10 protein-coding genes are annotated in these 16,756 nt (G+C 47.2%); all 10 read left to right on the top strand.

Annotation, left to right across the window (positions count from 1 at the left end; genetic code table 11):
• Positions 1-156 precede the first annotated feature (156 nt).
• The 10 genes from pdhR to RCH83_RS16915 all read left to right on the top strand — a co-directional run bounded on the left by pdhR (position 157) and on the right by RCH83_RS16915 (position 16,738).
• A complete protein-coding gene (gene pdhR, locus RCH83_RS16960) occupies positions 157-915 on the top strand; it encodes a pyruvate dehydrogenase complex transcriptional repressor PdhR (RefSeq protein ID WP_306523968.1) in 759 nt (252 codons plus the stop codon).
• A 67-nt stretch (positions 916-982) separates the two neighbouring features.
• Entirely contained in the window at positions 983-3,649 is a 2,667-nt protein-coding gene (gene aceE, locus RCH83_RS16955; protein ID WP_306523967.1) for a pyruvate dehydrogenase (acetyl-transferring), homodimeric type, read from the top strand.
• Between the two features lie 11 nt (positions 3,650-3,660).
• Positions 3,661-5,295, top strand: coding sequence for a pyruvate dehydrogenase complex dihydrolipoyllysine-residue acetyltransferase (gene aceF / locus RCH83_RS16950; protein ID WP_306523966.1), 1,635 nt, complete (start codon positions 3,661-3,663; stop codon positions 5,293-5,295).
• Between the two features lie 155 nt (positions 5,296-5,450).
• Positions 5,451-6,863 (top strand): dihydrolipoyl dehydrogenase, encoded by a 1,413-nt coding sequence (gene lpdA / locus RCH83_RS16945; protein ID WP_306523965.1) that lies wholly within the window; start codon positions 5,451-5,453, stop codon positions 6,861-6,863.
• Positions 6,864-7,106: 243 nt separating this feature from the next.
• On the top strand, positions 7,107-9,188 hold the full coding sequence (locus tag RCH83_RS16940) for a M13 family metallopeptidase (protein ID WP_306523964.1): 2,082 nt from the start codon (positions 7,107-7,109) through the stop codon (positions 9,186-9,188).
• A gap of 281 nt (positions 9,189-9,469) precedes the next feature.
• Positions 9,470-12,067 carry a bifunctional aconitate hydratase 2/2-methylisocitrate dehydratase gene (acnB, locus tag RCH83_RS16935; protein ID WP_306523963.1) on the top strand — a complete coding sequence of 866 codons (2,598 nt, stop codon included), beginning with the start codon at positions 9,470-9,472 and terminating at the stop codon, positions 12,065-12,067.
• Positions 12,068-12,173: 106 nt separating this feature from the next.
• Complete coding sequence (locus RCH83_RS16930) at positions 12,174-12,545, top strand: YacL family protein (RefSeq protein ID WP_306523962.1); 372 nt, start codon at positions 12,174-12,176, stop codon at positions 12,543-12,545.
• Positions 12,546-12,751: 206 nt separating this feature from the next.
• Positions 12,752-13,090 carry a P-II family nitrogen regulator gene (locus RCH83_RS16925; RefSeq protein WP_260655559.1) on the top strand — a complete coding sequence of 113 codons (339 nt, stop codon included), beginning with the start codon at positions 12,752-12,754 and terminating at the stop codon, positions 13,088-13,090.
• A 9-nt stretch (positions 13,091-13,099) separates the two neighbouring features.
• On the top strand, positions 13,100-14,371 hold the full coding sequence (locus RCH83_RS16920; RefSeq protein WP_306523961.1) for an ammonium transporter: 1,272 nt from the start codon (positions 13,100-13,102) through the stop codon (positions 14,369-14,371).
• A gap of 1,440 nt (positions 14,372-15,811) precedes the next feature.
• Positions 15,812-16,738 (top strand): Dyp-type peroxidase, encoded by a 927-nt coding sequence (locus RCH83_RS16915; RefSeq protein ID WP_306523960.1) that lies wholly within the window; start codon positions 15,812-15,814, stop codon positions 16,736-16,738.
• Positions 16,739-16,756: the final 18 nt, after the last annotated feature.

The raw sequence follows: 16,756 nt of genomic DNA, 5'->3' as shown, positions 1-16,756 counted from the left end.
TACGCTTTCTGTTACCTTATGGCCTGACTTAGATAATTGGTCTTACCAATTTACAAAGAATATTAAAAAAGACCACGATAAGCACAAGCTATTCACAAAAACAGCCGTTAGCACATGGCGTTTTCAGGGCTTTAAGCTTTATCGTCAGGGACACGGATGAACACACTTAAAATCAAACCTGCCAAATTGTCAGACCGCATCGTCGAGCAGCTGGAGCATATGCTGCTGGAAGGCACTTTTGCGCCCGGGCAAAAACTGCCAACAGAGCGAGAGCTGGCAGAGCAGTTTGATGTGTCGCGGCCAAGCCTGCGTGAAGCTTTGCAAAAAATGGAAGCCAAAGGTCTGGTCAGCCGCAAGCAGGGTGGTGGTACTTATGTCTGTGACAATCTGGTGGGTGGTCTCACAGATCCGCTGTTTGAACTGATTGGTCGCCATCCCGAGTCGCAGTTTGATTTACTGGAATTTCGCCACGCTTTAGAAGGTATTTGTGCTTATTACGCCGCGCTGCGGGGTACCAATACCGACTTTGAACAGATTAAACAACGATTTGAAGAAATTCGCACCGCCCAGCAACAGCAAGATTTAGACGCTGAAGCCAAAGCTGTGGGGAGTTTGTATTTAGCAGTGGCAGCAGCCTCACATAATGTGGTGTTGCTGCACCTGGTCCGCGGTTTAACACCGCTGGTGGAGCAGAATATTAAGTTAAACCTTGAAATTCTGCGCCAGAAAGACGGCATAGTGAGTCAGCTGAATTCACATCGGCAACGGTTAATGGAAGCGGTGATCAATGGCGAACCGGAACAAGCCCGGCAAGCCAGCAACAGCCATCTGGCCTTTATCGAAGAGGCGCTGCTGGAAGCCGACCGGGAACGCTCACGCCTTGCACGCTCGTTGCGTCGTTCACAAACGAACTAAAACGCAGCGGTTTAACTTTTAATACAACAGGGGTGGTTCGCCACGCCGGAAAATAGGAAACATTGATATGTCTGAAGTCAGTAAGGTGGACATCGACGCGCTCGAAACCAAAGAATGGTTAGAAGCCCTTGAATCTGTGGTTCGCACTGAAGGTGTTGAGCGTGCCCAGTTTCTGTTAGAGCAGGTACTGGAGCAAGCACGGCTGGAAGGTGTGGACATGCCAACCGGCATCACCACTAACTATATCAATACCATTCCGCCACAGCAGGAACCGGCTTATCCGGGTGATGTGAATCTGGAAAAACGTATCCGCTCTATCATTCGCTGGAACGCCATTATGATAGTGCTGCGTGCCTCGAAAAAAGAGCTGGATTTAGGCGGCCATATGGCGTCTTACCAGTCTTCAGCCGCATTTTATGAAACCTGTTTTAACCACTTTTTCCGTGCACCGAATGAAAAAGACGGTGGCGATTTAGTGTATTACCAGGGCCATATTTCTCCTGGCATTTACGCCCGTGCTTTTGTGGAAGGCCGTTTAACTGCCGATCAGTTGGACAACTTCCGCCAGGAAGTGGGTGGTGAAGGTTTATCTTCTTACCCGCATCCTAAATTAATGCCGGAATTCTGGCAGTTCCCGACTGTTTCTATGGGTTTAGGCCCTATTACTTCTATTTATCAGGCGCGTTTTCTGAAGTATTTAGATGGCCGTGGTATGAAAGATACCAGCCAGCAACGTGTGTATGCCTTCTTAGGTGATGGCGAGATGGACGAGCCGGAAAGCCGCGGTTCCTTATCTTTTGCTGCCCGTGAAAAACTGGATAACCTGTGTTTCCTGGTGAACTGTAACCTGCAACGCCTGGACGGCCCTGTAATGGGCAACGGCAAAATTATTCAGGAGTTGGAAGGTTTATTCCGTGGTGCCGGCTGGAACGTGATTAAAGTAGTGTGGGGCAGTGGCTGGGATAAATTATTGGCCAAAGACACCACAGGTAAACTGTTAGAGCTGATGAACGAAACCGTTGACGGTGATTATCAGACTTACAAAGCCAAAGACGGCGCTTATGTGCGTCAGCATTTCTTTGGTCGTTATCCGGAAACCGCAGCCTTAGTTGCTGACATGACGGATGAAGAGATTTTCGCACTGAAACGTGGTGGTCACGAACCGTCAAAACTGTATGCAGCTTTTAAAGCAGCTCAGGAAACCAAAGGTCGTCCAACAGTCATTCTGGCCAAAACCATTAAAGGTTATGGCATGGGTGAAGCCGCTGAAGGCAAAAACATCGCCCACCAGGTGAAAAAAATGGACATGACCCATGTGCTGCAAATCCGCAAGCGCCTGAGTCTGGAAGATTACATCAGTGAAGAAGATGTGCAGTCTTTACCTTATATTCAGCTGCCGGAAGGTTCACCAGAACATCAATACCTGCATGCACGTCGTGCCGCTTTAAGTGGTTACACGCCGGTGCGTTTGCCAAACTTCACTAAGCCACTGACTTTGCCTGAGTTACCGGCTTTTGAAGGCTTGCTGGAAGAGCAAAAACGTGAAATTTCCACCACTATGGCTTTTGTGCGTGGCCTGAATATCCTGCTGAAAGATGAAAACATCGGCAAACAAATTGTGCCAATTATTGCCGACGAAGCCCGTACTTTTGGTATGGAAGGTTTGTTCCGTCAGATTGGTATTTATAACCCGCGTGGCCAGACTTACACGCCGGAAGACCGCGCCATTGTTTCTTATTACAAAGAAGAGACTTCAGGCCAGGTATTACAGGAAGGTATTAACGAGCTGGGTGCTATGGCGTCCTGGGTGGCTGCTGCAACTTCTTACAGCACCAACGATCTGCCGATGATCCCGTTCTACATCTACTACTCGATGTTTGGTTTCCAGCGTGTTGGCGATATGGCCTGGTTGGCGGGTGACCAACAAGCCCGTGGTTTCCTGTTAGGCGCTACTGCCGGCCGCACTACGTTAAACGGTGAAGGTTTACAACACGAAGATGGTCACAGCCATATTCTGGCTGGCACAGTGCCAAACTGTATTTCGTATGACCCAACCTATGCTTATGAATTGGCTGTGATTATTCAGGACGGTATCCGTCGTATGTATGGTGCTTCCCAGGAAAACATCTACTACTACATCACTGTGATGAACGAAAACTATCATCACCCTGCGATGCCGGTGGGCGCGGAAGAAGGTATTCGCCGTGGTATCTATAAGCTGGAAACGCTTTCTGGCAATAAAGCCAAGGTGCAGCTGTTAGGCTCTGGCACCATTCTGAATGAAGTGCGCCGTGCTGCGGAAATCCTCAGTGAAGAATATGGTATTGCTTCTGACGTGTTTTCTGTGACCTCCTTTAACGAGCTGGCGCGTGATGGTCAGAATTGTGAACGCCACAATATGCTGCACCCGAATGAAGCGGAAAAAGTACCGTATATAGCGCAGGTGCTTGGTAAAGCGCCGGTGATCGCTGCCACCGACTACATCAAAAACTACGCCGATCAGGTGCGGGCTTTTGTGCCGGCAGTTTCTTACAAAGTGCTGGGTACCGATGGTTTTGGTCGTTCTGACAGCCGCGAAAACCTGCGTCGTCACTTCGAAGTAAATGCCGGTTACATAGTTCTGGCATCACTGCGTGAACTGGCGAAACAAGGTGAAATTGACAAGCAGCTGGTGAGCGACGCCATAGTGCGTTTTGGCATCGACACCAACAAGCCGAACCCGCTGTTCGCCTAAGAGGATTTGTAATGAGCATTGAAATTTTTGTACCAGATATTGGTGCCGATGAAGTTGAAGTGACCGAAGTACTGGTGAAAGCCGGTGACACAGTGTCCGTTGACCAATCATTATTAAGTGTTGAAGGCGACAAAGCGGCGATGGAAGTACCAGCGCCTCAGGCCGGTGTAGTAAAAGAAGTGCGGGTGAAAGCCGGTGACAAAGTAAAAACCGGTTCGCTGATTATGGTGTTTGAAGGTGCGGCAGCTGCTGCGCCTGCGCCTGTCGCAGCCCCGGTTGCTGCGGCCGCGGCACCAGTCGCCGTTGCTGCTCCGGCAGCCGTTGCCTCAACAGTGGCCACGCTGCAAGACATCACAGTGCCGGATATCGGCGGTGACGCTGTTGAAGTCACTGAAATTATGGTGAAAGTGGGTGATGTGGTCAAAGCCGATCAATCCTTGCTGAATGTCGAAGGTGACAAAGCTGCGATGGAAGTGCCAGCACCATTTGCCGGTACCGTTGCTGAAATTAAAGTGAAAGTGGGCGACAAAGTATCAACAGGTTCTTTGGTATTTGTGTTCTCTACTGGCGCTGCGGCGCCGGTTGCGACTCCAGCCGTTTCAGCACCAGCAGCTTCGGTTGCGGCCGCTGCACCTGCAGCACCGTCAGTTTCGGCAGCGCCGGCTCCGGTCGCAGCTGCAACGCCAGCCAGCACAGGTTTTGTTGAAAACCAGGCTTATGCCCATGCATCCCCAGTGGTGCGTCGTTTAGCGCGTGAGTTTGGTGTAGATTTATCCAAGGTCACAGGCACAGCCCGTAAAGGCCGCGTGCAGCGCGAAGATGTGCAAAATTATGTGAAAAACATTATTGCGCAAGTGGCGTCTGGCAAAGGCAATGTCACCGGCAGCGGCAACAGTGTTGGTTTTGATTTAATTCCATGGCCAAAAGTGGATTTTGCCAAGTTTGGTGCTGTGGAAGAAAAACCTTTGTCCCGTATTCAGAAGCTGTCAGGCAACAACCTGCACCGTAACTGGGTGCGTATTCCGCATGTGACTCAGTTTGACGAAGCTGATATCACAGGTTTAGAAGATTTCCGCAAAGAGCAAAACACCCTTGCTGAGAAGAAAAAGCTTGGCGTGAAATACACACCCCTGGTGTTTATTATGAAGGCTGTTGCCAAAGCGCTGGAAGAGTTCCCAACCTTTAACAGCTCACTTTCTGAAGATGGCGCAAGCCTCATTCTGAAGAAATACGTGCACTTAGGCATAGCAGTAGACACGCCAAACGGTTTAGTGGTGCCTGTGGTGCGTGACGTAAACAAAAAAGGCATTATCGAACTATCGCGTGAGCTGCAGGATATTTCTGTGAAAGCGCGTGAAGGCAAACTGACGGCCGCTGATATGCAAGGTGGTTGTTTTACCATCTCCAGCCTGGGTGGCATTGGTGGCACGGCATTTACGCCTATTGTCAACGCGCCGGAAGTGGCCATTCTGGGGGTGTCAAAATCTGACATTAAACCAAAATGGAACGGCAAAGAGTTTGAACCAAGGTTGATGGTGCCACTGTCAGTGTCTTACGACCACCGGGTGATTGACGGTGCGCTGGCGGCGCGTTTTACCGCGACATTGGCTTCTTATCTGGCCGATATCCGTCAGATCATTATGTAAATGACGCAGGTTAGCGCAGATAAAAGGGCGCTAACCTGCAAATCTTGGTTACAGAGCGGCGGCACTGATGTTAAAATTCCGCCACTTTTTTCGCCTGACAGCCGTACCCTACATCTGGCTGTTGGAAAATCGCCCCGATAATCAAAGGTAATACGATGAGCAACGAAATCAAAACACAAGTAGTGGTACTGGGCGCTGGCCCTGGTGGTTATTCTGCAGCTTTCCGCGCCGCTGACTTAGGTCTGGAAGTGACTTTAGTTGAAGCACGCAGCACACTTGGTGGTGTTTGTTTAAACGTCGGTTGTATCCCTTCAAAAGCTTTATTACATGTGGCCAAAGTGATTGATGATGCCCGTGAAATGGCTTCTCATGGTGTTACTTTTGGTGCACCACAAATTGATTTAGATAAAATCCGTGCCTGGAAAGACAAAGTGGTTGGTCAGCTGACCAACGGCTTAGCCGGCATGTCAAAAATGCGCAAAGTCAAAGTTGTGACTGGTTACGGCAAGTTCACAGGCCCAAATACGCTGGTTGCCGGTGACACTACTATTACTTTTGAACACGCTATTATCGCTGCCGGTTCTGAGCCAGTGGCTTTGCCATTTATTCCAAAAGATGACCCACGGGTGATTGATTCAACCGGCGCTCTGGAGCTGAAAGACATTCCAGGCGAAATGCTGGTATTAGGTGGCGGTATTATCGGTCTGGAAATGGGTACTGTGTACCGTGCTCTGGGCTCTAAAGTATCTGTGGTTGAATTTGCTGACCAGCTGGTTCCAGCTGCTGATGCTGATTTGGTGAAGGTTTATACCAAATACAACAAAGACAATTTCAACATCATGTTGTCGACCAAAGTGACAGCCGTTGAAGCTAAAGCTGATGGCCTGTACGTGACTTTCGAAGGCAAAAACGCACCGGCCGCGCCAGTACGTTTTGACAAAATTTTAGTGGCTGTAGGCCGTCGTCCAAATGGCGCACTGTTAGACGCAGTGAAAGCTGGTGTAAACGTTGACGAGCGTGGTTTTATCAATGTAGATAAACAACTGCGTACCAACGTTGGTCATATTTACGCCATTGGTGACGTGATTGGTCAGCCAATGTTGGCGCACAAAGCTGTGCACGAAGGTCATGTGGCTGCTGAAGTGATTTCTGGTTTAAAACACTTCTTCGACCCACGTTGCATTCCTTCAGTGGCTTACACAGATCCGGAAATGGCCTGGGTTGGTATCACTGAAAAAGAAGCCAAAGAAAAAGGCGTTGCAGTTGAAACAGCGACTTTCCCATGGGCAGCTTCTGGCCGTGCTATTGCTTCAGCTCGTACTGAAGGTTTCACTAAACTGATTTTCGACAAAGAAACGCACCGCATTCTGGGTGGCGCTATTGTCGGTATCAACGCCGGTGAAATGTTGGGTGAAATTTGTTTAGCGGTTGAAATGGGAGCTGATGCTGAAGATATCGCTTTAACTATTCACGCTCACCCAACGCTGAACGAGTCTATTGGTTTAGCGGCTGAGATGTACGAAGGTTCAATCACTGACCTGCCAAACCCAAAAGCTAAAAAGAAATAATCTTCTGATTTTGCTTTAAAAAAACAAAGGCCGCATTGCGGCCTTTGTTGTTTCTGGCAAATGGGTCTGTGATTGTGAATTCTCTGCTGCGCTCAGCTGTTTTTGTCCACCTGCTGCAAAATGCAGCAAAGTTGTCGCATTCTGTTACAACTTGTGTAAAGACATCATTGTGTAGTTGCTAACGAAGCGGTTAGTATATTTCTCGTAATTGTATTCCCGTCCCTCCAATCAGGAAAAACACCAATGAAAAAAATTACCCTGCTGGCGGCCAGTGTCGCGCTGGCACTCGGTTTAGTGGCTTGTGACAAAGCACCACAAGCACCGGCAACAACAGCTGCCCCTGAAGTGAAAGCGGCCGAGCCTGCCAAAACTTTAGTATCTGGCGTTGAACAGGAAAACTTCGACCCCGCTGTTAAACATACCGAAAACTTCTTTTACAGTGTCAACGGCACCTGGCTTGCTAAAACAGAAATTCCTGCTGACAAGTCTAACTACGGTGCTTTCACTAAGTTATACGACGATTCTCAGCTGGCTATGCGCACTATTATTGAAGCTGCCGCTGCCAAAACTGACAAAGTTGCCGGCACTGATGAGCAAAAGCTCGGTGATTTTTACAACAGCTATATGAATGAAGCTGCAGTTGAAGCTTTAGGCGCCAAGCCAATTGAAGCTGATTTAGCCAAAATTGCTGCTGTCAAAGATTTAACTGAACTGGCCACTGTAATGGGTGAATTGCAGTTTATTGGCACTACTTTGCCAATGGGCTGGTATGTCAATAACGACGCGAAAAACTCAACTCAATATGCGGTGTATTTAGGTCAGTCAGGCCTGGGTTTACCAGACCGTGATTATTACTTTAAAGACGAAGAAAAATTCAAAACCATCCGCGCCGCTTATGTCAGTTATATCAAAGATATGCTGACGCTGGCTGGCGTTGCTGATGCTGAAAAAGCAGCTGAACGTGTGATGGCACTGGAAACCAAAATTGCGGATAAACACTGGAGCCGTGTTGAAAACCGTGATGCTGACAAAACTTACAACAAGTTTGCCAAAGCAGATTTAGTCAAAGCCTTGGGTGATTTCCCGTGGGAAACTTATGCCAAAGCAGTGAAACTGGATGCGGTGAACGAAATCATCGTTGAGCAACCAAGTTATTTTGAAGCTTTTGGTAAAATTTTTAAAGAAACCGATCTGCAAAGCTGGAAAGACTATCTGTCTATCCGCTTAGTGTCTGAATATTCAGGTAAATTAAGCAAAAATTTTGTTGATCGTCAGTTTGACTTCTACGGCAAAACTTTATCCGGCACCACTGAACAACAACCACGCTGGAAAAAAGCCGTTAACGCTTCTGATGAAGTGTTAGGTGAAGTGGTCGGTAAACTCTATGTGGCTGAACACTTTAAACCAGAAGCCAAAGCGCGGATGGAAGTGCTGGTACAAAACCTGATTAAAGCTTACCACCAGAGCATTGATACGCTGGAATGGATGACGCCGGAAACGAAAAAAGCGGCCCATGAAAAGCTGAACAAGTTCACACCAAAAATTGGTTACCCGGACAAGTGGAAAGACTATTCCAACCTGAGCATTAAAGCCGACGATTTAGTAGGCAACTACAAAGCTGCTGCCCAATTTGCTTATGGCCAGATGCTGAACAAGCTGGGCAAGCCAATTGACCGTTCAGAATGGTTTATGACCCCACAAACAGTGAATGCTTATTACAACCCGGTGAACAATGAAATTGTGTTCCCTGCTGCAATTCTGCAACCACCGTTTTTTAATCTGGAAGCCGACGATGCCGTGAACTACGGTGGTATCGGTGCTGTGATTGGTCACGAATTAGGCCATGGTTTTGACGACCAGGGCGCGAAGTTTGACGGTGACGGTAACCTGCGTAACTGGTGGACTGAAGCGGATAAAACCGAGTTTGAAAAACGCGGCAAACAGTTGGTTGAACAATATAACCAATATTCACCACTGGAAGGCATGCACGTCAACGGCGAGCTGACCTTAGGTGAAAACATTGGTGACTTAGGCGGTTTAACAGTGGCGTTAAAAGCTTATAAGCTATCGCTGGAAGGCAAAGACGCACCAGTGATCGACGGTTTTACCGGCGAACAGCGTTTCTTCTTAAGCTGGTCTCAGGTATGGCGTCGTAAAGGCCGTGAAGAATACCTGCGCAACATGTTGCTGACTGACCCACATTCACCAAGCGAATATCGTGTTATTGGTATCGTTTCCAATATTCCTGAGTTCTATACCGCTTTTGACGTGAAAGAAGGCGACAAAATGTATATTGCACCGGAAAAACGCGTGAAAATCTGGTAATTCAGTTTGGCTGCAGTTTTGCTCTGCAACTGAAAACAGATAAAAAGGCCGCTTAGCGGCCTTTTTGCTATGGGTAAAAAGCGCAGGGCAGCAAGCGGATTTGTATTTTCAAACACTGTTTAAAACGCTATCATCATTCACCAAACTTATACCCACTATAAGCCCAGCTGCTTATACTTGCATGTCAATTCAGGCGTTTTTTTCTTATAATCCAGCCTGTTTAGATTCGACTGAAAACCGCTGTAATACAGGTTGCAGTGGACCAACCAGAGGACATTACTGTGCTTCAACAATACCGTGAACATGTGGCCGAACGTGCCGCTCAGGGCATTCCTCCACTGCCGTTAAACGCTGTGCAAGTGGCATCATTAACCGAATTATTAAAAAATCCACCAAAAGGCGAAGAAGCTGTTCTGGTTGATTTATTAGAAAACCGTATTCCACCAGGTGTAGATGAAGCCGCTTATGTAAAAGCCGGTTTTTTAACTGCTGTTGCCAAAGGTGAAGTTTCAAGCCCTTTAGTGTCGCCAGAGCGCGCGACTGAACTGCTGGGCACTATGTTTGGCGGTTACAACATTCAGCCAATGATCGACCTGCTGGACAGCCCAAAATTAGGTGCTTTAGCGGCCAAAGGTTTGTCTCACACATTACTGATGTTTGATTCTTTCCATGATGTGAAAGAAAAAGCCGACGCTGGTAACGCTCATGCCAAAGCTGTAATGCAAAGCTGGGCTGATGCCGAATGGTTTACCAGCAAACCTGCAATCCCGGAAAAAATCACTGTGACTGTGTTTAAAGTCACAGGTGAAACCAACACTGACGATTTGTCACCAGCACCTGATGCCTGGTCACGTCCTGATATTCCTCTGCACGCTTTAGCCATGCTGAAAAACGTGCGTGATGGTATCGAGCCGGATGTTCCTGGTTCTAAAGGCCCGGTGAAACAAATTGAAGCGCTGATCGCCAAAGGCTTCCCACTGGCTTATGTCGGTGACGTGGTAGGTACAGGTTCAAGCCGTAAATCAGCCACCAACTCAGTGTTGTGGTTTATGGGTGATGACATGCCATTTGTACCAAACAAACGCACTGGTGGTGTTTGTTTAGGCGGCAAAATTGCACCAATTTTCTTTAACACCATGGAAGATTCTGGTTCATTACCAATCGAGCTTGATGTAAACAAAATGGCGATGGGCGATGTGATTGATATTTTCCCACACCAGGGTGTGGTGAAACGTCATGGCACTGACGAAGTGATTTCTACTTTTGAACTGCGCTCTAACGTGCTGCTTGACGAAGTGCGTGCCGGTGGCCGTATTCCACTGATTATCGGTCGTGGTTTAACTGACAAAGCCCGTGAAGCTATGGGTCTGCCACATTCAACAGTGTTTGAACGTCCGGCCGTGACTGAAGTGACCACTAAAGGTTTTACCCTGGCGCAAAAACTGGTCGGTAAAGCTTGTGGCGTAAAAGGTATTCGTCCTGGCCAATACTGTGAACCAAAAATGACCACAGTAGGTTCGCAAGACACTACAGGTCCTATGACCCGTGATGAATTAAAAGACCTCGCTTGTTTAGGTTTTTCTGCCGATTTAGTGATGCAGTCTTTCTGTCACACTGCCGCTTATCCAAAGCCTGTTGACGTAAACACTCACCACACGCTGCCAGATTTCATTATGAACCGCGGTGGTATTTCGCTGCGTCCTGGTGATGGTGTTATTCACAGCTGGTTAAACCGGATGTTGTTACCAGACACTGTAGGTACAGGTGGTGACTCACACACCCGTTTCCCACTGGGCATTTCATTCCCGGCAGGTTCTGGTTTAGTGGCTTTTGCTGCTGCCACAGGCGTGATGCCACTGGATATGCCTGAATCAGTGCTGGTGCGTTTTAAAGGTGAAATGCAGCCTGGTATCACGCTGCGTGATTTAGTGCATGCCATTCCATACTATGCAATCCAACAAGGTCTGCTGACAGTTGAGAAAAAAGGCAAGGTCAATATTTTCTCTGGTCGCGTGCTGGAAATTGAAGGTCTGGAGCAATTAACTGCTGAGCAAGCCTTTGAATTATCTGACGCTTCTGCCGAGCGTTCAGCTGCCGGTTGTACTATCACTTTATCTGAAGCTTCAGTTGCCGAGTATCTGGAATCAAACATCGTGATGCTGAAGTGGATGATTGCTGAAGGTTACGGTGATGTACGCACCATCGAGCGTCGTATCAATGCGATGCAAGCCTGGCTTGATAATCCAAAACTGGAACGTGCGGACGCTGATGCTGAATATGCAGCTGTGATTGAAATTGATTTAGCAGACATTAAAGAGCCAATTTTGTGTGCGCCAAACGATCCGGATGACGCCCGTTTATTGTCATCTGTACAAGGCGACAAGATTGATGAAGTGTTCATCGGTTCTTGTATGACCAACATCGGTCACTTCCGTGCCGCTGGTAAACTGTTAGATAAGTTCAAAGGCCAGATCCCAACCCGTCTGTGGATTGCTCCGCCAACCAAGATGGACAAAGATCAGCTGACTGAAGAAGGTTATTACGGTATTTACGGCCGTGTTGGCGCCCGTATTGAGATCCCGGGCTGTTCACTTTGTATGGGTAACCAGGCTCGTGTTGGCGACAACACCACTGTGGTATCTACCTCTACCCGTAACTTCCCGAACCGTTTAGGTCAGGGCGCTAACGTGTATCTGGCTTCTGCTGAATTAGCTGCGGTTGCATCTATTATCGGCCGTCTGCCAACAGTGCCTGAGTACCTGGAATACGCCAAACAGATTGAAACTACAGCAGCGGATACTTACCGTTACCTGAATTTCCATCAGATGGCGCAGTACACGCAAATTGCATCTAATGTGATAGTGCAACAAGCTGTGTAAGCTATTGTTATAAAACAACAAGGGGTCCGCTGGCGGGCCCCTTTGTTTTTTTAAACCAAAAATGCAGGCTGCAAAACAGCTTTGAGTAAAACTGAGGAGCGGCAAAGTGGAATTTGATTTTATTTATCTGCCCGACAGCCGGATTTATCAGCTTAAGCTGCCGATGGAGCAACATGCGCTGCAACGCTTTTTGCTGGATGAATTTGAGCGCAATGCACTGGCTTATCAGCCGTTATTGGAGCAGTTGCAAAACATCGGTCCTTACACTGAATATCAGTTTGAAGGACGCGAATACATTTTAAAAGTTGAGCGGCAGGAAGTGCTGGTGTACCACCATAGTGTAGGTCAGTTTGACGAACGGGATGCCGAGCTTGAAGCAGAGCTCACCACAGACGATGCCAGCTTAACGGCTGAATGTGGTCTGGAAGATTTCATACATTTACTTGGTGAATGGCAAAAATTTTTACCGAAAAAATAAACAACAAGCTTTCAACAGGCTGCACTCCGGCAGGGAAATAACGCACCGACTTGGTGCGTTTTTTTTGCCTTGAATCCGCCGTGAATCAATAAGTTATTGTTTTAAAATAAATAAAAAACATGGCACAAGGTTTTCTTATCTTTATTGCAACTGCAACAAGAGAAGGTCTGGTTTGCGCCCGGCCCAACCCAACAAGGATAAATTTTATGAAACTGGTATGTGCCATTATCAAGCCATTTAAGCTTGATGATGTCCGCGAAGCCATAGCGGACATCGGAATTGAAGGCCTGACGGTCACTGAAGTGAAAGGTTTTGGCCGGCAGAAAGGTCACACTGAACTGTACCGCGGTGCTGAGTATCAGGTGGATTTTCTGCCTAAAGTGAAGCTGGAAATTGCCACGCTGGACGAAAATGTGGACCGCTTATTACAGGCCATTCAAACCGCTGCGCATACTGGCCGCATCGGCGATGGCAAAATTTTTGTTTACGATCTGGAGCAAGTGATCCGGATCCGCACTGGTGAAATGGACTCAGAAGCCATCTAGGAGTAGCTCATGCAAGAACAAATTTATCATTTACAGTTTGCGATCGACACATTTTACTTTTTAGTTTGTGGTGCCTTGGTGATGTGGATGGCTGCTGGTTTTGCCATGCTGGAATCTGGTTTGGTGCGGGCAAAAAACACCACTGAAATTCTGACCAAAAACTTCGCTTTATACGCCATTGCCTGTTTGATGTATCTGGTCTGTGGTTATCAGTTTATGTACGGCGGCGGTTTTTTCTTGACCGGCATTGAAGCCATGGATGTGGACGTCACTTTGGCAGGTTTTGCCGAACGCGAAAATGGTTTTACCGGTAAAGCCATTTATTCCAAAGCATCAGATTTTTTCTTTCAGGTGGTCTTTGTGGCAACAGCCATGTCCATTGTGTCTGGCGCTGTGGCTGAACGGATGAAACTCTGGGCATTCTTTGCATTTGCAGTAGTGATGTGTGGTTTTATCTACCCAATGGAAGGTTCCTGGACCTGGGGTGGTCAGTCGGTATTTGGTTTGTACACGCTTGCTGATTATGGTTTTTCTGATTTTGCCGGCTCAGGTATTGTGCATTTAGCCGGTGGCGCAGCAGCACTTGCTGGTGTGTTATTGCTTGGCGCCCGTAAAGGCAAATATGGCAAAGACGGCAAAGCCCATGCGTTCCCTGGTTGTAACATGCCAATGGCCACTTTAGGCACCTTAATTCTGTGGATGGGCTGGTTCGGTTTTAACGGTGGTTCTATGTTAAAGCTGGCTGATATTGGTAATGCCCACGGTGTTGCCATGGTATTTGTGAATACCAACGCAGCTGCAGTTGGTGGCGCGCTGGCATCTTTAGTGGTTGCTATGTTGTTGTTCCGTAAAGCCGATTTAACCATGGTGCTGAACGGTGCTTTGGCAGGTCTGGTGGCTATTACGGCTGAACCTTCAACACCAACACCACTGCAAGCCACCATTTTTGGCGCAATTGCCGGTGTTATTGTAGTGGCTGCTATTGTTGCGCTGGATAAACTGAAAATTGACGACCCAGTGGGTGCTATTTCTGTACACGGTGTGGTTGGTTTATTTGGTTTATTAATAGTGCCTTTAACCAAAGACTCCGCGTCATTCACTGGCCAGTTGATTGGTGCTGCTACCATCTTTGTCTGGGTCTTTGTGACTAGTCTGGTGGTTTGGTATGTCCTGAAGCTGGTGATGGGTATTCGGGTCAGTGAGCAGGAAGAATATGATGGTGTAGACCGTTCAGAGTGTGGTGTAGAAGCTTACCCTGAATTTGTTTCATCATCTAAGTAAGCAGTCTGGCAGGTTCGGTGGGGGCCTGCCGGAAGCGGTTTGCAAAGTGAGCAGCTAGCCCTAGAGGCTCACTTTGCAAACGAACTTAACCCACTTAGTCGTCTATCCTTGTCCTTTGTCTTTATCAGACAGCCCCGTAGGTGTTTGCTTACGGGGTTTTTTCATGCACTGGCTTTATAGCCGTTATTATTTTGTGCAACGTTAATGTAGCAGTACATTTCTTCGCCGAAAAGTGTAAAAACAACAGCTGAAAATATTTCACCCGTCTGCCGTCACTTATCCGTGCAAAAAGTATTCTTCAGTTGCTCAGCCGTTTTATCAGGCTAGGGAAATCGACTTGTTATCTGAAAAATGCAGTAGAAAACCGGATGGTTTATTTGGTGTGGTGATTTGACAGCGTTCCTTAACGCCGGACTTGCATCTGGTCGACACTAAAACAACCTGAACATTGAAAAGCCGCGGCTATTCTGTATCGCCAGTGCCAGAGTTGCGGATGAGCATTCAGGGCGGACTTGTTTATCAAATTGCAGTTGCCATACAAGTCATAGGTCTGGTTCCGCATTAATACCAGAGACTAAAATCAATGAGCTAAAAAAGGAAGGCCGCACTAAAAAGTGCGGCCACCATAAGACTTTTACAATATCCATATTGTAACCCTTGCGGGTTTATTCATCCCTGACTCCTTTCGGAGTTCTATCGCGCTGTGAAGGTTTCAACATCCATGCTACGTAAAACACTGCCACCGCAGGGTATTACTTCAGCTCATCCTGAGCTGTCCGCTATCCATATTAAAATCGTCCTGATTTTAAGCTCGTCCTGAGCTGTCCTACTGTCCCTGTTAGAATCATCCTGATCCTAAAGCTCTTCCTGAGCTGTCCTACCGTCCCTGTTAGAATCATCCTGATCCTAAAGCTCGTCCTGAACTGTCCTACTGTCCCTGTTAGGCTCATCCTGATCCTAAAGCTCGTCCTGAGCTGTCACACAGTCCCTGTTAAAATCATCCGTGATTTTAAAGCTCTTCCTGAGCTGTCCTTATCCTTGCTACCGTCATCCTTACAGTAGAGTTCTTCCTGAACTTCCTGAATCCGTGTTACATCCTTCGCCTGCCGCTGTATCCTTGCTCAGGCTTTGTTCCTTCAAATCCAGTAAACACAGTATGAATTAAAACGACAGTTCCATGCGCCTTGTAGGAAAACAGCGATTGCTGAAATAAGATTGCAATATAGGAACTTGGTGATTAATTCTTTTAAAAACATATGATTATGTTTATTTGTTATGAATTTGTTGTATGTAAAATCTGTGATGGCTTACTAATATGTGAGATATATCTCACACTGTGAAGGTGCAATTGTCAGTTATAGCGCAAAGGATGGTAATTTCGGAGTCAAAATATTATCCTGTCAGCCTTTATCCTCTGAGTTTTCCGGAGTCCACCCCCACATGGCACGCGAGCAGTTTGGTATTTGTGCTGAAGCAAACTTACATGGATTTGTGTTTCTTATCAATGTATTAGATGGGCATCATGCATTGCTTCGGGTGCAGCTAGCCAGGCTACATGCTTTGATTCAGCGACTGTCTGATCAATTCTCGGAGTCAAATTTATCTGCAGTGATCGCGGTCGGGGCAGGTTATTGGGATTCGCTTTATCCTTCTGCCAGACCTCAAGAGCTGCAGTCATTTCCTCCGCTGGTGGTTGATGATTTAGATATGCCGGCATCACCCTTTGATTTACTTTTGCAAATTCGCTCTGATCGTTATGATGTTTTACATCTGGCTGCACAACAATGTTTTCAGTTATTACAACCTCATGTCGAAGTTCAGGAGCAAATTCATGCATTCAGATATATGGATGGTCGTGATCTGACAGGATTTATTGATCAGCCAGGCGCTCCTAAAGGTAAAAGAAAACGCGAGTTAGCATTAGTCTCAGAAGATAATGATCCTTTATTTGCAGGCGGCAGTTATTTACATTTTCAGCGATATCGTCTCGATTTAAATCGCTGGCAACAACTGACGCAAAATCAGCAAGAGCTGATTATGGGTTATAAAAAAATGGATGGCAGTTTCATCGCCAGCGCTCAGTTATCCGGACAAAGCCATGCGGTCACAGCAGCGCTGACGTCTGAAGAATCAAGGGTTTTACCATTGTTGTTTCAGAATATGCCTTACGGGCAGTTAAAAGTGCAGGGTATGCTTACACTAGGTTTTTCTGCTGATGGCAGAGCCTATTTGCAATGGCTGAAAAACCGGATGGGGCAGAGTGGGCAACAGAATTATGATTTGTTGCTGGATTATGTTCAGGCTGACTGTGGCGCTGCATTTTTTGCACCGTCAATCAGTTTTATGGAGCAGGAAGCCGGTTTATAAACCGGCATTCAGGCGTCA

It is taken from the genome of Rheinheimera sp., assembly GCF_030824435.1.
Taxonomy (GTDB): domain Bacteria; phylum Pseudomonadota; class Gammaproteobacteria; order Enterobacterales; family Alteromonadaceae; genus Pararheinheimera.
Note: the sequence above shows the minus strand (reverse complement) of the source record. Positions and strands in the feature narration are given on the sequence as shown.